20 protein-coding genes are annotated in these 26273 nt (G+C 44.9%); 11 read left to right on the top strand and 9 right to left on the bottom strand.

Annotation, left to right across the window (positions count from 1 at the left end; all coding sequences use genetic code 11):
* Nucleotides 1–51: 51 nt before the first annotated feature.
* Nucleotides 52–2988, bottom strand: a complete 2937-nt coding sequence (locus J7I42_RS24155; RefSeq protein WP_209141450.1) for a LamG-like jellyroll fold domain-containing protein — start codon at nucleotides 2986–2988, stop codon at nucleotides 52–54.
* A gap of 510 nt (nucleotides 2989–3498) precedes the next feature.
* Here J7I42_RS24155 and J7I42_RS24160 point away from each other — a divergent pair.
* From J7I42_RS24160 to J7I42_RS24170, 3 genes are all read left to right on the top strand, one after another.
* Nucleotides 3499–3735 (top strand): hypothetical protein, encoded by a 237-nt coding sequence (locus J7I42_RS24160; RefSeq protein WP_209141451.1) that lies wholly within the window; start codon nucleotides 3499–3501, stop codon nucleotides 3733–3735.
* Nucleotides 3736–3917: 182 nt separating this feature from the next.
* Nucleotides 3918–4994 carry a hypothetical protein gene (locus J7I42_RS24165; protein WP_209141452.1) on the top strand — a complete coding sequence of 359 codons (1077 nt, stop codon included), beginning with the start codon at nucleotides 3918–3920 and terminating at the stop codon, nucleotides 4992–4994.
* A 323-nt stretch (nucleotides 4995–5317) separates the two neighbouring features.
* On the top strand, nucleotides 5318–6013 hold the full coding sequence (locus J7I42_RS24170; protein ID WP_209141453.1) for a hypothetical protein: 696 nt from the start codon (nucleotides 5318–5320) through the stop codon (nucleotides 6011–6013).
* A gap of 78 nt (nucleotides 6014–6091) precedes the next feature.
* On the opposite strand, the gene J7I42_RS24175 is transcribed toward J7I42_RS24170, so the two are convergent.
* The 6 genes from J7I42_RS24175 to J7I42_RS24200 all read right to left on the bottom strand — a co-directional run bounded on the left by J7I42_RS24175 (nucleotide 6092) and on the right by J7I42_RS24200 (nucleotide 11046).
* Entirely contained in the window at nucleotides 6092–6655 is a 564-nt protein-coding gene (locus J7I42_RS24175) for an RNA ligase 1 family protein (RefSeq protein ID WP_209141454.1), read from the bottom strand.
* A gap of 345 nt (nucleotides 6656–7000) precedes the next feature.
* Nucleotides 7001–8296, bottom strand: a complete 1296-nt coding sequence (locus J7I42_RS24180; protein ID WP_209141455.1) for a beta-propeller fold lactonase family protein — start codon at nucleotides 8294–8296, stop codon at nucleotides 7001–7003.
* Between the two features lie 197 nt (nucleotides 8297–8493).
* Nucleotides 8494–8871, bottom strand: a complete 378-nt coding sequence (locus J7I42_RS24185) for a YybH family protein (RefSeq protein WP_209141456.1) — start codon at nucleotides 8869–8871, stop codon at nucleotides 8494–8496.
* Between the two features lie 27 nt (nucleotides 8872–8898).
* Nucleotides 8899–9669, bottom strand: coding sequence for an isocitrate lyase/PEP mutase family protein (locus J7I42_RS24190; protein WP_209141457.1), 771 nt, complete (start codon nucleotides 9667–9669; stop codon nucleotides 8899–8901).
* A gap of 90 nt (nucleotides 9670–9759) precedes the next feature.
* The gene (locus J7I42_RS24195; protein ID WP_209141458.1) at nucleotides 9760–10602 is read right to left on the bottom strand and encodes a helix-turn-helix domain-containing protein; all 843 of its coding nucleotides are present in this window, start codon (nucleotides 10600–10602) and stop codon (nucleotides 9760–9762) included.
* An 87-nt stretch (nucleotides 10603–10689) separates the two neighbouring features.
* The gene (locus J7I42_RS24200) at nucleotides 10690–11046 is read right to left on the bottom strand and encodes a VOC family protein (protein ID WP_209141459.1); all 357 of its coding nucleotides are present in this window, start codon (nucleotides 11044–11046) and stop codon (nucleotides 10690–10692) included.
* A gap of 264 nt (nucleotides 11047–11310) precedes the next feature.
* Between J7I42_RS24200 and J7I42_RS24205 the strand changes: the two genes are divergently transcribed.
* The 7 genes from J7I42_RS24205 (at nucleotide 11311) to J7I42_RS24235 (ending at nucleotide 23503) form a co-directional block, all read left to right on the top strand.
* Complete coding sequence (locus J7I42_RS24205) at nucleotides 11311–12186, top strand: helix-turn-helix transcriptional regulator (RefSeq protein WP_209141460.1); 876 nt, start codon at nucleotides 11311–11313, stop codon at nucleotides 12184–12186.
* Between the two features lie 349 nt (nucleotides 12187–12535).
* On the top strand, nucleotides 12536–13396 hold the full coding sequence (locus J7I42_RS24210; protein ID WP_209141461.1) for an SMP-30/gluconolactonase/LRE family protein: 861 nt from the start codon (nucleotides 12536–12538) through the stop codon (nucleotides 13394–13396).
* Between the two features lie 415 nt (nucleotides 13397–13811).
* Complete coding sequence (locus J7I42_RS24215; protein ID WP_209141462.1) at nucleotides 13812–14798, top strand: FHA domain-containing protein; 987 nt, start codon at nucleotides 13812–13814, stop codon at nucleotides 14796–14798.
* Between the two features lie 93 nt (nucleotides 14799–14891).
* A complete protein-coding gene (locus tag J7I42_RS24220) occupies nucleotides 14892–16361 on the top strand; it encodes a PP2C family protein-serine/threonine phosphatase (protein WP_209141463.1) in 1470 nt (489 codons plus the stop codon).
* 3 nt (nucleotides 16362–16364) lie between these two features.
* Entirely contained in the window at nucleotides 16365–18146 is a 1782-nt protein-coding gene (locus J7I42_RS24225) for a serine/threonine-protein kinase (protein WP_209141464.1), read from the top strand.
* 332 nt (nucleotides 18147–18478) lie between these two features.
* Nucleotides 18479–22498: an FtsW/RodA/SpoVE family cell cycle protein gene (locus J7I42_RS24230; RefSeq protein ID WP_209141465.1), complete on the top strand. Its 4020-nt coding sequence runs from the start codon at nucleotides 18479–18481 to the stop codon at nucleotides 22496–22498.
* A gap of 135 nt (nucleotides 22499–22633) precedes the next feature.
* Nucleotides 22634–23503: an FHA domain-containing protein gene (locus J7I42_RS24235; protein WP_209141466.1), complete on the top strand. Its 870-nt coding sequence runs from the start codon at nucleotides 22634–22636 to the stop codon at nucleotides 23501–23503.
* A 343-nt stretch (nucleotides 23504–23846) separates the two neighbouring features.
* On the opposite strand, the gene J7I42_RS24240 is transcribed toward J7I42_RS24235, so the two are convergent.
* A complete protein-coding gene (locus J7I42_RS24240; RefSeq protein WP_209141467.1) occupies nucleotides 23847–24251 on the bottom strand; it encodes a nuclear transport factor 2 family protein in 405 nt (134 codons plus the stop codon).
* A gap of 472 nt (nucleotides 24252–24723) precedes the next feature.
* Here J7I42_RS24240 and J7I42_RS24245 point away from each other — a divergent pair, with 472 nt between their 5' ends.
* On the top strand, nucleotides 24724–25155 hold the full coding sequence (locus J7I42_RS24245) for a response regulator (RefSeq protein WP_209141468.1): 432 nt from the start codon (nucleotides 24724–24726) through the stop codon (nucleotides 25153–25155).
* Here the strand turns inward: J7I42_RS24245 and J7I42_RS24250 are convergent.
* Nucleotides 25142–26119 (bottom strand): Gfo/Idh/MocA family protein, encoded by a 978-nt coding sequence (locus J7I42_RS24250; RefSeq protein WP_209141469.1) that lies wholly within the window; start codon nucleotides 26117–26119, stop codon nucleotides 25142–25144. The two genes, J7I42_RS24245 and J7I42_RS24250, sit on opposite strands and share 14 nt — an antisense overlap.
* Nucleotides 26120–26273: the final 154 nt, after the last annotated feature.

Here is a 26273-nt window from a genome sequence, read left to right on the forward strand (position 1 = left end):
CTGTTAACCCCGGCTCTTTTAAAATGCACCGTTTATCCTGATCAAAGCATATTATTTCTTAATGAATTTGATGGTTTGCCCATTATCAAAACGTAGCAGATAAGTTCCACTGTATAAACCGCTTAATCCAACAGTGGTATGCTGACCTGTTATTGTAACAGGTTTGATTACTTTTCCGGTCACATCTAATAGCAGCGCTGTAGTGTTGGTGTTGGAATTGTTGTTAAGATCTACAGTAATATAGTCGTCTGCGGGCGACGGGTAAACAGTTATACTTCCTGTCGCTTTATTGCTAACTCTGACTACAGTTGAATACCGGGAGGTGCCATCATTATCCACCATTTTCAAGCGGTAATAGCGCACATCTGTATCCCAGGCTTCCGCGTCTGTAAACTGGTAGTTATTAGTACTGCTGATGTTTTTTGCAGCTACGGTGCCGATTTTGGTATAAACCAAACCGTCCTTGCTACGCTCCACTTCATAGTGGCTGAAGTTGAGCGCGTTTTCTTCCTTCCAGCTTATTAACACCTCGTTGTTTCTTTTTTGGGCAGTAAAGTTTACCAATGTTATAGGTAATGTGCTGCTGATTGTTTTTACAAAAAATCCACTGAAGCTGGTCACATCAAAAGTTATTTCCCATCTGCTGGCCGTTGCATTCCATACTATATTCGAGTTGACAGGCTTAATAGTAGTAATGGTTCCCGAATAGGTGCTGTGTATGCCGGTGCCATCACTACTCACACCGCCGCGTTTTTCAACCAGAAGATTGGAAATTCCTGTATTATCGGTGGGGCCGGTTGGTAATTTAATACTGTTAACGGCATTAAAAGCATTAAATTCCGCTTGTGTAAAATATAATGTAATAGTACCGGTAGCTGTACTTGCATTGGACGCCGGTGTTATTTCATAATGGCGTTTTACATATTGCGCGGGTTGTGTTCCTTCAAGCCAAACCTTTGCTGTTGTATTCCCGCTGATCGGGCTGGCGCCGGTAGGAGAAACAATAGCAATAACATCTTTACAGGCATTTTTAAAGTAAGTGGTACTGCTGATGTTTAAGGAGATAGTGGTATTGGCTGTTGCCAGTATCTGGGGATTTACCACTACATCTATTCGGCTTCTGGGACTTTCTCCACAAGTAATAGGTTGTGTAACCCAGTAAGAGGTGGTGCCTGTACCTGAAGTGGAAGGGGTAGGAGCGGTGCTGCTGCCGGTGCCTCCAAATCGCGTGGTGTACCATAACAAACCACTTCCTGGTGCAGTCAATGCAGCGGCAGTAGTTGTCTGGCAATATGTTACCGGTGATATAACATCCGGCCCAGTTGATAAGGGAGCCATTATTAACCAATTCGAAGCATTTCCTGTTAAAGCAAACCCTGACAATGTACCATTTTTGTTATTGGCTGTTGCGTCCAGTAATGAAGTTACACTTGTGTTGGTCCCTCCGGGGGAGCCCTGGTCAAAGCGATAGTATGCTAAAAGCCCTGTTTCGTTGCCAACCAGGGGGCAGTTGCTGCTAAGATTGGCTGCAGATCTGGCAGTATTCCATACCCTTACTTCATCAATATCTCCTTTAAAGTATTCCGAAGCAGTACCCCTGTAACCAATATTAAATGCTGTACCGGTAGTATTAAGCGATTTTGCCGAACTGCCGGCCAGTGTTCCATCTATATAAACTTTTACCGTGGTGCCATCATAGGTGGCGGCCACGTGATGCCATACGCCATCATTGATAACAACGTTCGTATTATAATCGTTATTTTCTGCGACAAAATTAAGCTTCCCGCCAGTTTGATATAATGCAAACCGGTTACTTAATGATAGGTCGCCGTATGTCATGATGGTACCGCCACCATTGTTTTGTGTTGTTCGTATCCAGGCTTCAATGGTCCGGGCGCTATTGCCGGTTGGAAAACCTGTAGCTGCAAGTGTGATGGCATCATTTACCCCGTCAAAGTTTAAATAACTGGCTGTTGATTTAATAATGGCATCAATTTCTACCCTTGTACTTTGACAGCCTGCTGCATTGCCGCTGGTTACCCAATAGGAAGTGGTGCCTGCTGTGCTAGTAGTCGGAGTGGGTGCAGTACTGCTTCCTGTACCGCCGGTAGCTGTTGTAAACCAGGTTAAACTGGTTCCTGTGGCCGTTAAGGCAGATGCGGTAGCACCTTTTGCAATATATACGGGAGTGATAACTGTGGGCGGGGCGGGGACCGTAATGCCAGATGTGACCGGTGAACCGCCCATCCAGTTGGAAGATGTGCCCGTTGATGCAAAGCCTTTAAGACTGCCGTTATTGCCGCCAGCAGTTACATCTGGTAGAGGCAATGCACTGAATATATTCCCGTTAGAGCCGCCAGCTGTTCCTTCATTAAATTGATAATATCTTATCAGGCCGGTTTCGTTACCGTTCAATTCGCAATTTTTTCTGCTCGAAATTTCGGTAGCGGTCAATGCATAATTATAAACACGAAATTCATCTAAATTTCCATTGAACGTTTGTGAGGAGCCGCCATTTCCGCCGATATAACAAGTGCCTGTGGAAGATGTATTGGCTGTTGCAGTTCTCGATGCGTCTAAAACCCCGTCAATATAAATGGACTGCAACTTTGTTGTGGCATCATAGGTGCATGCATAATGATGCCAGTTCAGATCGCTTATGGCAGTAACTGCATCCAGGTCGTCGCCCCAGAAACTGAATGAAAGTACATTAGTGGTGACCCGAAAGAGTATTCCAACAAATTGATCAGTAGTAGCAGTACCCTGAGACATAATATATTGGTAATTTCCAATTCCACCCTGGCGCTGGGCCCAAAATTCTATGCTAAAAGAGGTGTTTGCCAGGCTTAAACCGGGGCAGTTGACGTAATCATTATTGCCATCGAACTTCAGGTTCGTACCTGGTGCCGAGAACAATCGTTGTGACATGCCGGTAAAAAATAACCAGACAAATAGAAATTTATAAAATAAAGAGTAGACTTTATGCATAGGGTTAAACGTTTTAGTCCGAACAGAAATGCGCTGATGATTTTGGCGTTGCAATAATAATATAGGTATTCTCTTCGCAGTCGCCCGAAAAGACATAAATGCTGAGAATCAATAGCCCGAAAAGTTGGGCAGGCTTTTAAATCCCCTTTTAAAGAGGCTGCTGATAAAATAAAACGTATCGTGGAAAAAAGAGGGATGGGATGCCGCTAATGCCAAATTACCAGTAACATCCTTTGGATGCAGGTTCGTTTTTATTTCTTATTCCTGGGAATGGTAGTATAAAAAGGGTAGGACACCGTTAGTTCTGATGGTTTAATTGCATAGGTCTGTAAAACAATGTAATATAACCGGCCAGTGGGGCTGACCAATTAAATTTAATACCAATTCGGGACATATTCAGGCTCCTTTCTGGTATCCCCGTAAAAATACGGTGTTAAAAACCGTATAATAGTTGGGGCAGCTCTATTACAAAGGATTTAAATTTAGACAGAGAAATTTAATCCCACTTTTATGAACACTATTCATAACAGCATAGAAGAACAGCGGTTGGCCATGTTGGAAATGCGCTCTATCTTGAATCATATAGAAAGTACATATGGGACTAACATTCCCGCAGACATCCTAAACGCAATAGCTGAACTTGCCAAGGCTAACCGGACCAAATCCACCTCCCATACCCGGGAACTGAACCACACCGTAGGCGTCGATGAATTTTGCAAAAAAAATAATCTTTCTCTTGGCAAATAAGTAAACTTTCCGTTACCTCCGTCCCAAAAAGAAACACCTCCTTGTTTTTTCCCGCTTAAATGCTTTGAAGGCAGCCTTACAAGCCAAAGCTCCAGGATAATTAAAAAAAATCTTGCATAATCGGTTTACAATGTATAGCTTACCTGCGTTTAACCTTTATCGAAATATAGTAAGATCCTATTATGAAAAGAAGCCCTTTGCTCCTTGCCCTGTTTATTGGCCAGGTTGCTCTTGCTCAGATCGGTACCCGAAGCGTAGCAAGCAAACCTGCCAAACCTGCCTATGACAGTTCCATTAATATTAACAGCATTGAATGTGAGTTCGAACCCGCATCTTTAATAGGTCAGGAGATCCATTTTCTTCCAAGGACTCCTTATGCTAAAAAAGCCGAATGGGATGAACCTTCCTGGCCCCTTTTCCTTTCTGAAAAGAACCAGAAGGCCTACAAGGGAACTTCAAAGGGGTATACTCCCTTCAGTGCCCTGGAGAACAAAACTTTTAAAATTGTAAACTGGGAAGTAACCGATGAGGAGTATTGTACGCGTACCATCACGCTTGAGGATGAGAGTGGTGAAAGAATACGTTGGCAATTTGGGGACAGGTGGCAGCTAAACGTGGCTGCATTCTTCAACGGATATCTTGAAAAATTGAAACAGACCTATGTAAACAAAAATATCTTCTTCAGTATAGATCCCAATGACATTCCTGCTGAATATGAAAACCCACTGGATAAACAAACCAGGGAATTCGTGCCCGGCAGTAAATGGAGATGTACGGAAATTACTTTTTTAGAGGAAGAAAAAAAATACTTTGGTCAGCTTGCTTTAATACTTAAAGACAGCGCAAACAAGGAGATCGCCGTTCGTATAACCTATGACAAGTTTATAGATCCGGAAGACAAATGCCTTAACCAAAGTAACATTATTACTGAAGACAAATACCTGGCCAGGAAAAAAGAAGAGAAAAGAGTGAGGGACTCGCTTATCGCCAAAGAAAAAGCCAGGAACCTTCAGTATGAAAAAGAGTTTAAAGCTAACAAAGCTCGTTTAATAAAAGTATTTGGCCCCACCAATGGAAACCTGATTGCTGATGGGGTTGTAAAATCAGGCATGACGAAAGATATGTGCCGGGAAGCCTGGGGATCGGCTGATAAAATATACACCACAACCACAGCCGGTACACTCTATGAAACCTGGTTCTATGGGTTCTCAAGGTGGTTAAGATTCAGAAATGGAAAATTGTACTCTTTCATGGAGTAACCGCCTTGTTAAACTAAATGAGGCTGGCTCTCCTATACAAAATTTGAAAGTTACTATACAGTCTCCTGGGTGGCGAAATGATGGTCGTTATTTACCGCAGCAAAATGATATAGCATCTGTTGTACTCTGGTATCAAACAGAACCCCATGCGCCTTTTTCCCGGTTGCCGGAAAGGGATTTGCTTGACGTAAACTAAAGCAGGCGCTTAAGTCTGTATTTGAATTGTCAAGATTTATAAATCATGGCTTTCCTGTGGGCTATTTATTTGGCGATGGTAAGAAAATAATAAAACTTCATGGAAAGGAGTATCAACCATGAAAAATATGTTTTTAACCCTCGCGCTGATCACGGTCATCGGAACAGTAAAAATAGTTGCACAAGGGCAGGCTGAAGTAAAAGAAACAGTGGGCATCATTAAAACAAATCTGATAGAGAGTAAGGAGAAATTAAAAAAGTATGAATGGATAGAAACAACCACCACTTCTGTTAAGGGAGAGGAGAAGTCTAAAAAGCAGAACCAATGCTATTACGGCGTTGATGGAAAACTTGTTAAAGTGGAAACAGGTGGCTCAACACCGGTGAAGAAAAAGGGTGGCATAAAAGGAAAGATTGCTGGAAACAAGAAAGAAGACATGGAAGAGTATATAAAGAAGTCCATTGAAAAAATTCAAACCTATCTACCGCCCGATGCAGAAAAAATCCAACAATTATATGCCGATGGTAAAACAAGTCTCCATGTACTTGAGCCTGGCAAAAAAGTAAAGCTTGATTTTGTCGATTATAATCAAAAAGGGGATGGGTTGAGTGTAACCATTGACAAAGTAAGAAAGATCATCCTTGGCATAGATGTCAATACCTATATTGACGATCCCGATGATAAGGTGATATTCAATATAAAATATAACACCCTTCCCGACAAAACGCAATATCCTGAAACAACTTCCCTGGAAGCAAGTAAAAAGAAGGTAAAGGTTGTGATAGGAAATTCGGGTTATAAAAAAGCCGCCACTCAAATGTGATCATCTCAATACAAGATTATTTACAAAACAGGCCCCGGTATTATGCCGGGGCCTGTTTATTATATTCCAATATAATGACTACCATTTGAACCCAAAATCCCGGCGTTTGATCTTACACATGCGGCCATCAGGATGATGGAATACGACACCTTCGCCCTGAAAAGTTTCCAGGTATGCTTTTATGGCTTCAAAGGTCCGTGGAAAATCCGGGTAGTCGCTTTTTCCATGCGGGATCAGAATATGGTCCTGTACGCCGTCTTTATTGCTATTGACCTTGGGGCCAATCAATTCATATGTGCCATCTGGAATAGGATTGCCTAAGGTAGCAAAGCTATTGTGCCAACCTTGCATAAAGTATTTATCTTCTGCTCCGGTAGTTACTTGCAGCCATCCAGGCCAATGGCCTGTAATTGGGTCCGGGTCCTGTGCAGGAACAAATCCTTCTGGCGGCGTTTTACCTTGTTTGGCATCGTATCTTTTGTATAGTACGCCTTCTTTTGAAAGACAGCACGTACCATCCCATTTATGGGTAGCAACGCCCATTCCTTCCAACACCCATTCACAGCCGGGTGTTACTTCATTCTTTACAGGATTGTTGGGTAGGCTATTTTCCCGTTTGAATAAGGTTGGTATCTTTTTCATTTACCATTCTTTGTGATTAATAATTGTTTTATCTATGGTGATCACTCATATTCAATGGTGTTCCTGGCTGGTTGAAAAGGCAGGATGCTGCACTTACTGGCCAGCGATAGTCTTTTTCGCTATAAGTGCAAGCAAAAAGCCCCCCCGATACATCGGGGGGGCTTTACAATGTTTTATGTTTAACATCATACCAAAGCACGCCCCGTACCCGATGGATAGCCGCAGAGGAGGTATTGATATGTTGTCATTTGTTTCATGGATGCAAAAGTAGAAATTTTAACAATGGTACAAAATTTATTTTTATCCGGTCTTAATTAGCCCTTAGTTTCTCTCCAACGTTTATGTCTATCTCCCCAAAACCGCCAACCCCCGTGGCCGGAATTTATTGGCAACAGGCAATTGAAGGGGTTCGTCTTGCTCCTGAAAATTTCCTTCAACGATATGCAAAACGTGTAAATAATTATAATTGCCAATAGTCGTATCTGGATTGCCGTGTTGAGAAACTACATATAAATACTGGTCATTGCTGCTGGTAGCCAGTGAAACACACTGACTGGTAGTGTATTGTCCGAAATAGCCGGCGTATGCGGGTCCGGTTTCCTTAAGGGATAGCTCACCTGTTTTACGTGGCGAATGGGCATCTGTTATATCGAATAGGCTCACTGAATTGTCGATGGTATTGGCTGTAAATAAGCTATGCTTCGATCTGTTTGTACAAAAGCGGCTGCAGCCTGGCCGGGCGGTTGCGTCGCCTGCATGTGTCAGGGAGCCGTCGTTCTTGTTTATATCATAGAAACTGAATTGGGCCGAGAATGGAAAAGCAACATACAAAACATGTTGATCTGAGCTCTCATACAAACCCAATGCCCCCGGAAGATTGGAGTCAAAAGAAGGCGCTGCTGGTCCTGCAGTAAACGTTCCATTATTACCAATGGAAAATATATTCAGTCGTTCTGCTGGTGGTGAATAATCAAAACCCCAGGTATTGGATCCGTACACAAAGGCGCCGCTGCGGGAAACAAGTACCTGTCCGGGCGAGATGCCATTACGCAATTCAAATTTGCTTACAAACACCAATGAACCATCGCCTTTTAAAGTAAAAACAGAATAGTTGGGCGCTGAATAGGTGGGGAGTACAGGATGATTGCTTTTATTCAGCACTATAACGTATTGTTGCCATATGTCGATGCTCACTGGTGTTTCACCGCCTGACGAAATAGGCGAACCTGGCGTCAGTTTTAAAGTGCCATCCGATTGTATAGAAAATACTGAAATAGTATTGTCGCCTGAATTAACGGCCAGCAAGAACCGCTTGTCGTTTGTTAACCGCACTTCATGGTCTGAGTTAAAACTTCCTGCATTCTGACTGCCTGGTATACCCGTACCACCGGTAAGGAACGGTCCTTCTTCCATAGGTACTACCTGACCTCCTTCGTAAACCCGGTAGCCTAAAATTGAGTTCTGGGCCCATTCAGAACTATTTGATTCCAGGTAAATAATATCTATGACTTTTCCGGTGGTATCGGCTTTATAGCTGCCACTATATTCATTGAGCCAGCCTTTGTTACAGGCAACCAGTAAACAACAGATGACAATTGCCCATAGGGATGCATGCATACGTGCAGGGATTTGCTTGCTCATTGGCGTGACTTCAGTTTAAGTACTCTTGAAATCTACAATTTAAATACCCTGCCATAAATTGTGAGTTATAATCTATCCTGGTGGTTGATCCGTAGATTTTTTTACCCGTTTTTCAGCATGCAAGGACTTTAATGATCTGTGCCTTTAATAAAAAGGCCGCTCAATTGAGCGGCCACCAGGTATTCCTAACTGTTCCACTACACTACATTTTCAAGCGCGCCAAAAGCATGGTCAATAACAATTTTCCAGGTGCCATCTGGCTGTTGCTGCATCACTTCTATTCCGCGGGCCTTTACTTTTACTTCCTCACCATCGGTGATGCTCCATTCTGATCTGCCAACGGCCAGACTACCTGTTTGCAGGCAATACACCGTTTTGATCTCCATTTTTCCTTTGATTGATAAAATGGCTTTCACTGCTTCTTCAAATTTTTCTTTCCCTGAAACGGGTTTGCCTGGCTCAGGCACTATGATGCCGTTATAATCATACATACTTAATACAGTGGCTACATCGCCCGTGTTGTAAGCGGCTGCTAAGGTGGCATGCGCATCCTGCGCCCTGGTTGGTAAATTCATGTTGTTGATTTTTATGGTGAATGATAATTAAGCAAACAATGGCGCAAAACTCCCGGTGGCAGTAATAGCCTCCGTTAACGTGCTAATACCTTCATAGAGCCTGTTAAATAAAAATGGACCCATACTTGCCCGCTTTACGCCGAGGGTTTTTAATGTCTCTATATCGGGTAATCCGGGTATACACATTACATTGATGGGTAGGGTAGTACTGTTAACAGCTTCGGCAATGTCGGTCTCCGCACTGATACAGGGCAGGAAAATACCATCGGCGCCCGCTGCTTCATATAATTCCAGGCGTTTGGCAGTCTCAGATTGTTTGTTGGCTACATCTAAGATGTAAGTATCGCAACGCACATTTATAAAAAGCTCCAACTGGTCCTGGGCAAGTTTAGTTTTTATAAAGTCAATGGTTTGGGCGAAGCTGTTGGCATCCCTGAGCGTTCTTTTTGCTGACTGAATAGTTGAATCCTCAATATTGATACCGGCTACGCCCAGTGCTGCCAGCTTCCGGATGTTGGCATATATGGCTTCATTGGTTTTGCCATAACCCATTTCGATGTCTATTGTTACCGGCACCTGTACCGTTGCCAGGATCCTGCGAACAATAAACAGGTACTCGTCAAAGGGCATGGCCTCGCCATCTTCATACCCCAGACTATTGGCCACGGCCGCACTGGAAGTAGCTACTGCAGGAAAGTGTTGTTGTTGAAAATGCAACGCACTTTTAGGGTTCCAGGCATTGGGTATAATAAAAAGTGAGCGATGTAATTCTTTGAATTGTTGAAATAAGGATGGCATGACTGATATTTTTATGTTCTATAATTTCGTTTACAGAACAAAGTTATCAGCGTTTAAAAAGATGAAATTGTATAAAACGGAATAAAACTGTTAATAAGCTAAAAGGGGTGATGCTTCCTCTTGTTGGTGCGTGGCCAGCGTAACCGGTGAGTTATTGATAGAGTAACCCGATGGGGTAGTGCCGGTAAATGCTTTGAACTCTTTTATGAAATGCGACTGGTCTGCATAACCGCATTCATAAGCAATGTCGGTCAATGAAGTGCTTCTGGCAGTAACCAGGCGCAGACTGTGTTGAAACCGGTTGATCTGATTGTATAATTTCGGCGTGAGGCCGGTGTACTGTAAAAATAATTGTTGCATATAACGGGCGGAGATGCCATAGCGCGTTGCAATAGTTTCCATCGTTTTATATACATCCTGATGGCGCAGTTCGTACATCAGGTCTTTTACAACGTCTACTTTACCTAATCTCTTTCCCGCCTGTTCAATTTGTTTCAATAAATACGCTTCTAACAACGTAACGCGTTTGCTCCAGGATCGTGTTTCCTGTAATTGGGCATGTAGGGTGCTGACTGCTTTACCCGATACATCGCGGTAATCAATAACCTGGTTGTTAAACAGACTTACTTTTTCTGGCAGGAAACTGGCAACAGCATGGGGATAAAAGCGAACGCCCAGCATGGTATTACTACCTACAGATCGTACAGGCAGGGGGCGATTGAGTTGCCCCCATAATTCAATGGGCGGATGGGTAATAAATTCATCTCCTGGTTGGGTTTGCCAGTTCCCGGCGCCCAGGTTAAAGATAATTTCCATACAACCACTGGGGAACACCGTGTCCTCAAACGCTACCGTGCTTGATGACTCATACACATAGTAGCATTTTATATATTGCTGCAACAGCTGGCCCGGCTTTATTTCATAATAGGTCATGGTCGATGTCTTTAAGGCTGTACCGGAATAGGATTCTAAAATACGAAAATACCAACTGCGAAAGGGCCGGAATTGTAAAATTCGGAACTATCTGGTCACCAGACCCACCATATTTCCTTCGGGGTCGGTAAACCAGGCAAATTGTTTGTTATTGGGAAGAATAACCGGCCCAACGTGTTTTTTACCACCTGCTTCAATGATCTTCGACAAACTCTCGTTAATGTCATCGACCTGAATATAGAACATTACAAAATTGTGGGGGTTATGTCCTAAAGAAGTGATCTGTCCCTGAATACCTTCTTCCGTATTGGTATTGATGAGAGAAGCCATGGGAACTCCGGTGGGCGTCCAGCCAAACAGATCGGAGTAAAATGTAGCGGTTTTGGATAGGTCCTTACAACCGATCTCAAAAAAGACAACCGGGTTGCTAATTAACGCTGTCATATTATGTAAGTTTTTTTTATAGTTGAGCTTGTAGCGGAAGGCAACCAATGTTCGTACGAAGGATAATGGAAAAAATTATCTACTATAATTTACAAAATTTTACGCTATTAACCAATTGAATTATAGGCGGCTAACACCTGAATGATCCAACTCATGTTAACTTGATGGGGACCTCATCAATTTAACCTACTGCGAATGAGGGTATTATTTATATGTGGAAATAGAATGAATGATCTTTATTTAAGGATTTCTTTACTTTGTATTATGTTAATACGTTTTCCCACTTCCTCCAAAGACATAGAAGACCTCGATGTGCTCCAACTGGGAAATTCGCCGCTGGCCAGATATAGAAAAGCCACAGCGGCTGGTAAAAGGACCAGTTTTATCACGGAACATACGCTCATTTTTGTACTGCATGGACATAAATACCTGCATCTGGAAGAGCAAACCCATATGGCGGAAGCCGGTCACCTGGTTTTGTTAAAGCGAGGTATTTATGCGCTGTCTGAATTTGTGCCGGACGGACTGAACTATGAAGCCCTCTTGTTATTTTTTACGGATGATTTTGTAAAGAAATTCATGCATACCCATCAGTTAACCACCACGCAATCGCCTGTCACTGGCGCGCACCTGGTGGTTCCCACCAATGAGTTACTGAATGGTTTTAAAACGCAGTTCATGGGCTATTTTGGTAAAAACCTCCCGGGACTGGAAAGCATTTTACAATTAAAGTTGCAGGAGTTAATGTTGTTGCTGCTGGCAGGACCACAAGGACAACAGGTAAAAACGTTCTTTCAAAGCATTGCCTTTGGACAACCACTCGAGATCGATTTTATTGTTCGCAAACATTTGTTTCAACCGCTGTCGCTGGATGAACTGGCCAAACTCTCAGGCCGCAGTCTGGCTTCCTTTAAACGCGATTTTCAACATCAATACAACAGTGCTCCCAAAAAATGGATCAACGAACAACGGTTAGACCATGCCCGGATGTTGCTGTTGCATTCCAATAAGAACGTGACGGAAGTCGCTATGGAATGCGGTTTTGAAAACATCCCGCACTTTATAAAGATCTTCAAGCAGAAATTTGGTGTTACGCCTAATAGCGTGAGGGGGCGGGAGGTTGATCAGTTAACCAGTTGATCAGTTGAAGAGTGAGTGGTGAGTAGTGAGTGGTGAGTGGACTCGCGACATTGGAGCTATCTGCGAAATTGAAAAACTTCGATCCGCCAGCTGGCGGAAGTCTCGTAATTCGCGAGCCTTCTGCCTTCTACCTTCTGCTCTCGGCTGAGCGAGACCGTCTGCCGTCTGCCGTCTGCTCTCGGCTGAGCCGAGACCTTCTGCCGTCTGCCGTCTGCCCATTGCCTACTGCCTATTGCCCATTGCCCATTACCCATTACCCACTGCCTTAAAAAAACGCTATTATTTGAGCTTTTCCCGTTATCATCGCCCGCCCGGTATCCAATACCTTAGCAGTATTAAATTAATTCAGATGAAACAGGTACTCTCATTTTTGATTGTTATGGTGTTGGTTATTAACACCATGGCTCAGGATAGCACGGCTTTGGCGCATCCGGAAAGCGTAATCTCCGATGGTAAATTCTTATATGTAACCAATATTGGTAATGCCCTGGACCCTACTGCAAAGGACGGGGATGGCTATATCAGCAAATTGTCGCTCGATGGTAAAGTAATAGCCCGTTCTTTTGCCACTACAACATTGAATGCACCAAAAGGAACGGCCATTATCAAAGGCATCCTGTATGTGGCCGATATCGACCGCATCGTGGGTTTTGACCTGGCTACCGGTAAACAAACTGCTGAAATAAACCTGGCTCCTGGTACCGGCTCCAGCTTTGTTAACGATCTCACTGCAAAAGACGATCTCACCTTATTTGCTTCGTGTACCGATGTGGGCAAGGTTGCAGAAGTGAATCTGAAAACAGGCCAGGTAAAGGTTATTGCTGAGGTAAAAGGTGCCAATGGTATTAAATATGATAAAGCAACCGACCGCTTGTATACCTGTAGTTTCGATTTTCAGAATATGCAGGGTGGTGAACTCGGTGTGATCAGCTGGAAAAAACAACAACCCTCTTATGCAAAATTAGGTGACGTTCATGGCGCTTTTGACGGATTGGCCCTGCTCGATGACCATACCCTTGTTGTTTCTGACTGGGGCGCTATGGACCATCCGGCTGGTTTTGTAGAAAAGTTTGATCTTAAAACAAATAAGGCCACCAAACTCGATTGGCCTGTGATCAGCGGTCCGGCCGACTTTTACCTGAATGCCAGCGATAAGAAGATCTTTATCCCGGCGTTGGTGGAAGGTAAGTTGGTGATTCAGCAACTGTAAGACGGCAAACGGCAAACGGCAGAAAGAAACAGCCGAAAGCCATTAGTCATAAAATATTTTAAAGAAAGAGCCTTGGGGATAACCTCAAGGCTCTTTCACTTATATAATAAAGCGTTCTAAATTTATTCCCTCTATCCTCAGTCAACGTTATCAACTTGTCTTTCATGTCTGCCTTCTGCCGTCTGCCGTTTGCCGTCTGCCGTTTGCCGTCTGCCGTTTGCCGTCTGCCGTTTACCCATTCCTTAACACAACGTTAAACCCACTAACCAAAACTGTTAAATTAATTCTGGCAGGATTTTCTCCCGTACACAAAGACCGTTCCAATAACCAAACATTATATTTTCTTTACAAAGTGCCAAACACCAAATCCATTACTTTTAGTTCGTATAATAACCGTGTAAAACCAGGGATAACCATGAAGAAAAAATCAGGTGATTTTTTTGCGGCCCTCAAATCAATAATACTACCGGAAAGCAATGACCATCGCCCCGCCAATGGTCCGGTTACCAACAACGTTATCTTAAAAGAATTGCTGGATTGTTTTGATAATTCGTGTAAACGGGAGTCGGTTGGCAGAAGCCTGTTGTTTAACATGCATTACCTCATCATTCTGCACCCTGAAGTGTACGAAGAGCGCTTACCCTCACTTCCCATCATCGTTAAAGAAGCGCTGAAGGCATTTTACAATAATCTGAAAAGTTATAGAAAGAAATATGATGAACTGTCGCCCGTGTCGTTTCACTGGCAGTTCCGATTTGCGCCCGGTACCGATTTCAACCAGGAAAAGATCGCCATAGACGATGTGCGCGTGATCGGGATGCTCACGGGGATGAAACCGGCCGGCAGTGGCGGCAACGACCGGCATAATACGGCCAAGGTGACCATGAAATCGAAGGCTACCAATGTGTTCGACAAAATGGATATCAACCTCGATGTGTTGCGACATTTACATTTTGCCGAGAATGGCACCTTCACGGTGAAGTTCAACCCCGAATTAAATGTCACCAATGTGGCGGTTACCAATAACATGGTACAAAAAACGGCCCGCAATGCCGACGCCGGTCTGGCTCAGATTGAATACCACATGGCCGATAAAAACAGGGATGCAGTGTACATTATGAAGGATACAGAGATTGTAATTGCACGAAAGGAACCAGAGAACCTGGGCTATAGCAATTACCTGCTCATTGAGTCGGGGTTTGTGTCGAACCCGCATGCAAGGATCAGGTGGAATGAAGCGCAGCAGTCGTTCCAGATCGCTTCCTTCAGCAACAATGAAACCCGGGTAAATGAAACAGTGATCGAGAAAAGTGAAGCCGGTAATCCCCGCTGGTTCGATTTGAACGACAAAAGCCAGGTCTTGTTAAATGGCATGGTTACCCTTACATTAAAACAGCTTTAAACGATCTATGATCAATACCATCTCATCCATAGCGCTGTTTGTATTTGTGATTGTTTTATTGTTACGGCATTTTAAAAACCTGCCACGATAAATATGAAAACTATTTTGCTTAGTGGCAATACGCATCCCGGGATGCGGCGAAAGGAGAATGAAGACACCTTCAGCTGCCATCAGTTATGGTCGCCTGATAAGGCCTTGCTGGTGGTGATTGATGGGGTTGGTGGGTATGCGGGCGGAAAACGGGCGGCGGCTATTGCCAGGGATTCTATTGATCAGTATATGCAAACGCCCAAGGGCGATACGCTTACTATGTTGCGCGAAGCAATGATCTTTGCCAACAACCGGATTGCTGAAGAGCGGATGCAGGACCCGAAGTACGGTGAAATGTGTTGCGTACTTACGGCTGCCGTGGCCGATACTGCGGCCGGCCTTGTGTATTTTGTGCATGTGGGCGATACCCGCCTTTATCGGTACCGCAAAGGCGAACTGAAAAAGCTCACCCGCGATCATTCCTTTGTTGGCCTGCGTGAAGACGCCGGTGAAATAACCGAGCGCGAAGCCATGGACCATCCGCAACGCAACCAGATCTTACGCGAAGTAGGTTCTGCCATTCACCGCATCGATGATGAAGATTTTATGCAGTATGGCAAAGAAGAGTTGTTGCCGGGTGATGGCTTGTTGTTGTGCAGCGACGGGCTCACCGATATGGTCACCGCCAAACAGATTTCTGAGGTGCTGGCTACCAGTGTTGCGTTGAATAACAAAGTCAATAATATTATTGCACTGGCCAATGAAATGGGCGGCCATGATAACATAACCGTGGTGCTGTTAAAGAACAATCGCGTTAAACAGGTGGCACAACCCGCCAATGGCACCAGGGTTAAAAAAACTGTTAAACCAAAGTCCGATCCAAAAGATTCTACCTCCTCTCCATCGTCTAATAAAGCCATAGAGAAGCCAAACAAAACTTCGCAATCAGATACCGCTGCTGTTAAAAAAGCAGGTAGCAGTAACAAGTGGTTGAAATGGAACGTCCCGGTCATTGTGTTGTTGGCAGCGAGTTCCTGGTTCTTTTTCTCACGAAGTAATGAAAGCCCAACGCCTGAACAACCCACGCAGGTGCAGGAAGTAAAGGCGGTTGACGATACCACGCATAAAATGGGAGCAACGCTTTTCAGTGGACAACATGCGGCGCCCTCGGGGCCTGGGTCGGCACAAACACCGGATACCCTGCGGCTGTCGGCCACCAGTAACCTGGTAGCGGTGCAGCGTTATGCCGATAGTGTTGGTAATACTATACTGTTGTTGCCGGCTAAAGAAAAAGTTAATCATTTTGCAGCGCTGGAAATTAACAAGGCTTCTGCTAAAGCAGGTGATACCTTAGTAATAAGAAACCTGCGATTGAAAGGGTTTGAAGTTGGCATCAAAGTAAGTATTCCGGTACATATAAGGTTAGAGAATACATTTTTTGAAAACGTTAAGTATCCTGTGAGTAACCAGGTTAAACCTGATAGTACAAATAAAAGTCTCTCTATACAAGTAGTTAGCACAGAGATGCAATAAAATATGGCAACTTCAATTTTTAAAGAATACTTCAAAGGATACGAGATCCTGGGTGAGATCGGCAGGGGCAATGCCCGCGTGCTGAAGGCAAGGCACCTGGAATCGGGTAACCTGGTTGCCATTAAACACTTTGCGTTTAATACCGATGCCGATACGCTGCGTCGTTTTCAGCGTGAGTCAGAGATCATGAAATCCATCCAACATGATCACATCGTAAAAATAGTAGACGTTCACCTCGATGCAGAGTTGCCTTACATCGTAATGCAGCTGATAGAAGGTGGTGATGTACGCCGGTTACTAAAAGACCGCGGCACACTGGAGGTGGACACCGTAATACAACTGGCGCAACACATGACCGATGCGTTGGACGCCATTCACGCCAAAGGCGTTGTGCATCGGGATATAAAGCCGGAGAACATCATGTACCGCCGACTGCCCAATGGCGAGCTCCATTTTCTGCTGACCGATTTTGGCATCGCCAAACTCAGGGAGCAAACCAATACGGTTACCGGTTCTTCCATGCTTACCTATGAATATGCTTCACCTGAGCAGTTCAGTCATGCCCGTACCGTTTCAACGCCTACCGATTATTACTCCCTGGGTATTGTGTTGTATGAATGTTTAACGGGCTCCGTGCCCTTTGCTTATAATGAAGAAGATTTGTTATGGCACATCAACCGGGTAATTGAATGCCCTTTTCCGGAGATCGTTTTACCCGATAACCGCATCCTGCCACCCAGCTTGTTGCAATTGTTACATGGCCTGCTGGCTAAACAGGCCACCTTTCGAATGAGCGATACAGAACAGGTGCGACAGCTATTGCAAAAGGCCGCCGTGGAAAATGCGCAGGCCCGGTATGTAAAACCAGTGAGCGTCAATAAAACAAAAAAGGTGACGCAAGTACATGCCAAAGCAAATGTGCCGGCAGCGGGGGGTAGTAAAAAGAAAGAGATCGTATTCACGATACTGGGCGTATTGCTGTTCAGTGGTTTTATGATGGGCATGTGGGCCGTGTACCCCCATAAAGAAGGGGAGTCGGGCAGCGACAATGCCGCCACCGTGTTACCGGTTGATTCGGTGTCTGTTGCCGCGGTAACCCGTAAAACGATGCCCTCACATGATAACAAGGACCTGATCTCCCCGGTTGTGCATGCCAACCCCGAGACGGAGACTGAATTAAGTCCCGGGGCAAATGCAAAACCTGCCGTGCAAACCGATGCAGGGGTAACCTTACACAACGGGATGTATTACGATGATTTTAGTGAAGACGTGGACAGCATTTGGGAAACCGGCAAGGATGAGAACAGTGAATTTAAATTCTCTCATGGTAAATATATCATCAAAGGGTTTACAGATAGTTTGACTTATCACGCTACGGTAAAATTCGACCTGAATATAGAACGGAACTTCAGCATCTCGGCCAGCGCTACCCAATGGGGCAATGAACCCGATGAAGCTTATGGTATTAACTTTTGCGGCAATACCGATACTGATGCCTATTATGTGTATTATATCACTTCCAGCGGTTATTACGCCATTGGGTCTATGACCAACGGCGACTGGCAGCCGATCATAAACTGGACGCGCAGCACCAATATCCGCACCAGGAATGATATGAACACCCTGTCTATTGAGAAAAGGAACAACGCGATCTTCTTTTATATAAATGATAAGGTTGAGAACGTGTTGCCGTTTACCGGTGCCTATGGCAATTGTTTTGGCTTACGGGTAGATGGCGCACAGACAGTGGCTTTTGATCAGTTGATTGTTAAAGGAACCAGGTAGACGGCAAACGGTCTCGGCTCAGCCGAGAGCAAACGGCAGAGATGAATGGCACGAGGTAATAGAGAGGAAGACCTGTAAGGTCCATCATTTGAGGTTGCCATAGTAGTGGGCTGAATTGCACCTGACAGGTCTTGCTCGAAGAGCCGCCTGCCACAATTGAATTGCACCCCGCAAAGCGGGGCAGGCTCTGACAGGTCTTGTTCAAAGAGTAGTTCTACCTTGGGTCACATTGCTTGTTTTTGTAAATCCGACCTGTCAGGACCGCGTCATCACACTATTAATGCGAGCTCGAATGGCGGACCTTACAGGTCTTCGATATAAGTAATACGAAAATGGAAGTTAACCCGAAAAATACTAATAAGAGCAGACAGGAAGCCTGGTTACTCCTGGCAGGCGCCGCCGTGTTGATGCTCGTACTATTTGTAAAATTATTTATTACACTCTCACCCGCATTGAACCGCGCCGAGGTGGCCTTGAAAACAGGCCGGGCCATCAAGCTGGAAGCCGGGTTAAATAAAGACTCCCTAAGAAAGATAATCACCAACGGTAACTTCTTTGCCGACGATCGCGATGTTGATCTGCTGGTTGACAGCTTATCGATGCGGCTGATCACCGTGGGCAGCGTAGATAATCTCGGTGCCATCAATAAAGGCAGCTTTGGCCTGCTGGCGCCTGTTGAATGGAAAGCACCCAATGGCGGTGTAGATTTTCAGGGCCGGTTGGAAGCCTCCAGACAACGACTGGGTTTTGATTCGGTGTTGTATCAAAAAGAATTACATGATCCTACTGCCTACCCGGCATCGGTGAATGTATCAACCGGGACGCATGAAATGGGCGGTCGTATCCTATACCAGGACCAACCCATGGCGGGCACCCTGGTGCAATTGCGCGAACACATTGCCACCCTCGATGAAGACTCTCTCTATGATCATGTGCTGTATGCCCGTACCGGTGCTAATGGTGAATTTCATTTTACTGGTCTGATAAAAGATTCAGGTTATAGTGTGCTACCGCTGAAACCCGGTTTTGAATTTGGCGCCCGTCAGGGGAGTGCCCGGCTGTCAAAAGACAGGTTCTTTACCTTCACTGGCAAACCGCATAAGATAAGGTTGATAGGGCCTATCGCCTATGCGCAAATGAAAGAAGACGGCGTGCTGCTGGTAAGAACGCCGGAAGAATTTACTACGGCTTACTGGCTGATTGCCGGTGGTTGCATCCTGGCCTTCTTCCTGGCGCATATCATTTTATGGCTGCGAAAAAAAGAACCTGACGTTTTTATGCTGCCACTGCTGCTGTTATTATGCAGCATTTCTACCCTGTTATTATTTAGTATACAAAACCCGCTAACCGATACCCTGCATGCTGCACAGGCCATGCAAGGTGTGCTCATTGGATTAGTGGGGTTTGTTGTTTTTGCGTTGATCGACATCCGTAAATTATATACGCGCTGGTGGTTCGATGCCCTGTTCAATTTCAGGAAAAAGAATGTATACGGCCTGCGTGGCTGGACCTGGCTGGCACTGGCCATTGGTATGGCATTGTTGACGCTGCTGATAGGAACAGGTCCTGAAGGAAGTGGGGTGAAAGTAAATATTCAACTCGGTGGTTTTACTTTTCAACCCAGCGAAATAACCAAGTACCTGTTGTTGTTGTTCCTGGCCGGATTCTTTGCCGCCAATGAAGAGAACATCCGCAATTTATCAGATATCCGCTGGCGTTTTCTGGTGAGTATTGGTGTGCTGGCAGGGGTAGGCGTGGTGTTGGCACTGTACCTGCTCATGGGTGATATGGGGCCAGCTATGGTAGTTTGTTTTACCTTTTTATTCTTCTATAGCATTGCCCGGGGCAATTTATTATTGACGGTTTTGGCAGGTGTGGTGTATTGTGTGTTGCTGAATTATCTCCCCGGCTGGCTGGCAACCTCCATCAGCTTCGTGGCTGTTATTCTAACTATGATCATTCAGCACCAGGTAAAAACGGTGAAATGGTATGGTGTTTTAGCGGTATTGGCCGATGCACCGGTGATCGTATTATTAGTGATTGCAGCCTTTGCCTTTGGGGATCAATTGCCCGGTATTGGCGATCGCCTGGCCGATCGCAAAGCCATGTGGCTTAGCCAATGGGATAATGACGTTTTTGGCGGCGACCACCTTGCACATAGTTACTGGACACTCGCATCGGGCGGGTTGACCGGACAAGGGCCCGGTCGTGGGTTTCCCAATACCATGCCCGCTGCGCATACAGATATGATCCTGCCCAGCATTGGCGAAGAACTGGGCTGGCTGGGGCTGGTAGCGGTGTTCCTGATCTTCGGTATGTTGATCCATCGTTCTTTTTTGCATGCCCGCCGGGCAGGTCAGCCGTTTAGCTTTTATTTGTGCGCCGGTATTGCCATTGCAACGGGTATACAATTCCTGCTGATTGCTGGTGGCTCCATTGGGCTTTTGCCATTGACAGGGGTCACCGTTCCTTTTCTTAGTTATGGCAAGATCTCCCTTATTGTTAACCTCGCGGCCATGGGCATTGTAGCCGGTATTTCTTCCCGGCCCGGACTGGCCATTCAAACCCAACACCTGCGTAAGTATTACGACTTTGTATTGGGTACCGGTATCCTGTTCTTTTTATCGGGCATTGCCGTATTGATGGTGAAGTTGTACCAGGTACAGGTGGTGCATAGTAAAGAGATCTTAGTGCGGCCAGCCCGGGTCATCAATCGCAACGGATTGCCTATTTATAGTTACAACCCACGTATTGATAAATTGACGCGAGTGCTGGCGGCCGGTTCTATTTACGATCGTAATGGACTGGTGATCGCTACCAGTGAACCAAAGGTGATCAAAGATCATCTGGATGCTTATCTCGCAGCAGGCATCGATACCACCCGGCTCGATAACCTGATGCAGAAAAGAGTGGTGCGTTTTTACCCCTTTGAAGAAGATCTCTTCTTCTGGACGGGCGATTATAATACCCGGCTGTTCTGGGGACAAAGCAATGGTTATTTTGCCGAGGCCCGACACCTTACGGCTTTACGCGGTTATGCTACCAGTCCGGAAAAGCGCGATTATGTAAGCTCAGAATATCGCCCTGATAAATTTACCCGGCCGGTACAAAAGACCATCAAACTGGTGAGCTATGATTATTCGCCCCTGGTAGAAAGCCTGCAATCGGGTATCGATACTACCAATGAAACCCTTCGAAGTATAAAACACAAAGACCGGGATATCCATTTGACCATCGATGCGGCGCTGCAAAAGGAAATACAGGATTCGCTGCATAAAAGCAATTTCAAAAACGATCGTATAGCCGTGGTAGTGTTAGATGCCGGCTCTGGCGATCTGCTGGCTTCTGCACTGAATCCCTTACCGAATTTGCAAATGCCCGATCTGATGTTATTACCCGATCGGGAAAGAAATAAACTGCCTAAACCGGTTACCGATCGTGATCTGGGGATGACCTATGCCACGGCGCCTGGTTCTACTGCAAAGATCCTGACCGGGATGGCTGCCCTTAATAAATTGGGCCCTGATGCCACCAAAGTAAAATATAAAGATATCTATCGCCCTGAGATCTTCCGGGATAACCCAACAGAACAGGAGCCGTTTATTCCCAAGGTGAATTATGTAGATATGCATGAGGCCATCGTTAATTCAAGCAATATCTTTTTTATTCGCATGGCCAATGAGAACAACCTGGAAGAACAGATGGCCACCTTGTACCAGGCAACGGGGATGAATATCGATCAGCGCGGTGGTTATGATTATGCACCTACTACCAATAAAGTAAAAGCAGCAGAAGACCTGGCCGACTGGCAGAAGCAAGTGATGAACCACGATCGCCGGGCTTATAACAATCCCAAATTAATGGGTACCAAGAACCGGTACCGCAGTCCGTTTTCGGGATTGGCCTGGGGGCAAAGTTCGCTCACCTCCACACCGGCGTCTATGGCGCGGATGGCGGGCGCCATTGCCAATAACGGTGTGATGATGCCATCGAGGTATTTGTTGAAAGAAGCAGGGGTTAAACAGCCAATGGCAACTGGTGTTGAGGTAGCTGAAGATTCGGCCTATGCCGGCACGTTGATGCGGTTCATGATAGATCAAAGTAACCAACCGGGAAAACAAAAGGTAAAGAATATAGTAGTGGCCGGAAAGTCCGGTACGCCCGAGCGGGTGATCAATGGTGAAATAGAATCCGATGGATGGTATGTGTTCTTTGCGCCCACACCCGATGGCCGCTCACGCACTGTGACCTGTATAAGGATTGAAAGAGGAAAGGGGTCGTCTAACGCTGTGCTGGTGGCTAATTCGATAGCAAAAGTGTTGGAGAAGAGAGGGTATATAACGTCTTTCTAGTTGAAAGTTAAAAGTTCAAAGTTGAAAGCCAATAGGTGAACCTTTCAATTTGAAACCTTCAACTTGAAACTTTCAACAGTAAACTTCCAAATTAAAACTACTGCCCCTTTAATCAATCAATAAACAATTGACCGAATGAAAAACTTTTTTAAAAGGCTCCTCACCAACCCCACGCCGGCAGCGCCCGAGCAAAGCGAGTCGTTGCCAACAGGTAATGTGCAACCCACCTTGTCGATACCTGCCACAAAAGCCAAGCGGGAGGAGATCATCAAATTCATCATAAATGGCCTGAAACCATATATTGATGAAAAAGGACACACCATTGCCGGTTTGCGGTTATACGTAGTATGCAATAGTAAAGAGCTGGAAGAAACGCTGAAGGTAGCCCTGTGCGACGATACGCCGGGTATGTTCCAAAAAGATCACCTGGAACGTAAGCTGATAAATAATTTCATTCAACTGGCGGGCGGCTGGTTTTTTGAACATCACCTGGTCAATGATAAAGTGCCTGATTACTGCATCACCCGTGGTTCTTTTGGTTTGGAAGTGATTAGGCGGGGGCAGGACCTTTTTCAACAATATTCCGTTGCGCGGTTGCAGGTGTTGGTAGGACAAACAGAGTTTCCTGAATACGAATTGGATCCGCAACAACAATTAAAGTTCAATATAGGCCGGACAAAAAATCCGAAGCTGTCTACAGGCAGGATCCATACGAATGATATTGTTTTCTGGGCGCAGGACGATCCGCAATTCGACGCGCAACGAGGCACCGCCAATTTGCATGTAAGCCGTAATCATGCTTATATATTATATAATCCACAACTCGATAAATTCTTCCTGTTTCCCGATAAAGGCGGATTGCCCGAAAATGGCAATAAAACCCGCATCTATACCACGGATGACAAAATGAAGTCACTGAACGTACCGGGCGTGTCGCATGAGCTCGAAAATGGCGATCAGATTGAATTGGGTGGGGCTGCTATTCTTGTGTTTATGAAAGTTTAATAGTAAGACCTGTAAGGTCCATCATTGAGTCTTGCACTCTCAGTCTGATGTCTTGGACCTGACAGGTCTTACTAATTCAATAAGACCTGTCAGGATCGCTGATCTCTCTGTTTATGCAAACTCAGATGGCGAACCTAACAGGTCTTCATAATTCAATAAGACCTGTCAGCGCCCGCCCCGATTTATCGGGGATCGCTGATCTCTCTGTTTATGCAAACTCAGATGGCGAACCTAACAGGTCTTCATAATTCAATAAGACCTGTCAGGATCGTCCATCTCTCCGTTTATTCAAACTCAAAAGGCGAATCCGCCAAAGGCGGACAGGCTCTTACAGGTCTTCTTATTACTTCATAGCCCTTGCACAAGCTAAGGTATCAACGCAATCGCGGAAGTGGACGCATTCGTCGTTTTCATTAAATTCATAGGTCATACACCAGAAAGAAGAAAAACGTTTATTGGTTTTTCTTGCCACGGCATTCATATGACCACTTGCAATGACCATGTTGCCATTTTCAAGAATGTGTTCAACCACAAAGTCGGTCATGTCAAGACAATCATTCAATTTAGTAAAGAATTGTTTTACATCTTCGCGGCCATGATAAATGCCGGCATAAGGAATGTCGGGTTGCCCCATTACTTCCCAAATGCAATCACGGCTCAGAGTGTTTATGATTGGGTTTAAATCGCGCCGCATGAAGCAATCATACAATTGATTAACTTTTTGACCATAGTGAACGAGCGTTTCCATAATCAAATTTTTTAGGTTAATAAATGATGTATTAGCGGGATAAGTATTGATTGGGATAAGATGGTAAAAACTGAAGCGGATATTAAATATACTACATTTTAAAAATGATCGTGACAATGAAGAAGCGGATTATTTTATTTACTGATCACGGTCAGTGTAAACTGTTTAAAGGTTTAACTTCGATGTGTAATCACTTCACCGTAAAATGACGGGAATTGTATGAAATTTTATGAAATGTTTTTATTTTTCATACGAATAGGCTAACTTACTCCACGATTGAAATTAGCAAGCCCAAAGACCACTTTCATTACAAGGATCAAGGTTCTCTCTCTGATTATTAGTACTCTGTACCAAATTAAGACACTGTTTTGGAATTTTTTCTATCAGGATGGAAAGCCCGAGTTAGAGTCCATTTGTGTAATTACCTCGTGTACTTACCTGATTTGTATTGTTAACTGTTATCCAAAAAAAGATGAGTCAGAAACCTTTTATTTTAATCGCAGACGATGACCAGGAAGATCGCTACTTGTTGCATACTGCATTTGAAGAAATTGGTCGGTCAAATGATATATACCTGGTAGAAAACGGACTGCAGGTTCTTAAATACCTGGAGACCTCATTTGATGAATCAAGCATGCCTTCTCTTATAGTGCTTGATCTGAATATGCCCATCCTCGATGGCATGGAAACCCTCGCGCGTTTGAAAGCGCACAACGTTTACAAAAGCATCCCCGTAATTATGTTCACTACCTCTATACATGAGGTGGAGAAAGAACGATGTCTTGAAATAGGAGCGGCTGATTTTATAAAAAAGCCCGCCCGTTTCCAGCAAACGATCTCAGCTGCTCGTTATTTACACGAGTCTGCCTCAGGCGTACGCCAGGAAGCATTTAAAGGCTGCTAAGACCGGTATTCAATATTGTCTCAATTACTTTCATATTGTTTATAGCATCCTGTAATGGGGTAGGCACCGGTGTATTGTTCAAGATCGCCTGAGCAAACAGATTGGCCTGCAAAGTATATTGATCAACCCGTTCAAAACTTATTTCTTCCGAACCGTTTTTTGTATGCAGCCATAACCGGGTGACCTGGTTGGGTGGTGCATTGAATGGGATCTCAATTTCAATACGGCCATCAGTGCCCATGATCTGCACGCGTTGATAAGGCATCAACTGGGTACTGCAGGTAAAGGTGGCCGTGCCGGTTGTGAATTCCAAAATGCCGGAGGTCATGGTGTCTGTTTGCAAAACAGGGTCTATGGTAACATGGCCCAATACCCGAACCGGCTCGCTGTTAAATAAGAAGCGTGCCAGTGAAACGCAGTAGCAGCCTATGTCCATCATACCACCGCCGCCATAGTCTTTTTGATTTCTGATATTATTAGGATCGGCATTATAATAAGAGAAGAAAGAATGAATGGTCTTTAACTGGCCAATGCGGCCTTCGTTCACCAGCTTTTGGGCCTGTATCCATTGGGGGTGAAAGCGGTACATAAAGGCTTCCATCACTTTCAGATTGGGGTGCTGTTGTGCGGTCTGGAGCAATTCAGTGGCCTGTTCAGCAGAGAGCGCGATTGGTTTTTCGCACAACACATGTTTGTCTGCCTGTATGGCTTTCATGGCCCATTCTACGTGCATATGATTGGGCAGGGGAATGTATACCGCATCGATATTGGGATCGCTTAATAATTCTTCATACGAACCATATACCACCGGAATGCCCAGTTTGCCGGCTGCTTCCTGCGCCTGTTCTTTATTGCGCGAGGCGATAGCCGTTATCTCACAATAAGGGCTTTGTTGCATGGCGGGAATTACTTTTTCCCGGGCAATTTTGGCGGTGCTTAATATTCCCCAGCGTACTTTATTCATATGACTGTTTTTGAATGGAGCAAATGTAATGTAAAAAGGAAGACCTGTAAGGTCTGCCTTTTGAACTTGCCGGGCCAGCGAGATGAACAGACGTGACAGGTCTTTACACGCGACCCTGACACATGGTTGCTGACTAGGCAAGCAATGTCATTTA

The organism is Niastella soli (assembly GCF_017742245.1).
Taxonomy (GTDB): domain Bacteria; phylum Bacteroidota; class Bacteroidia; order Chitinophagales; family Chitinophagaceae; genus Niastella; species Niastella soli.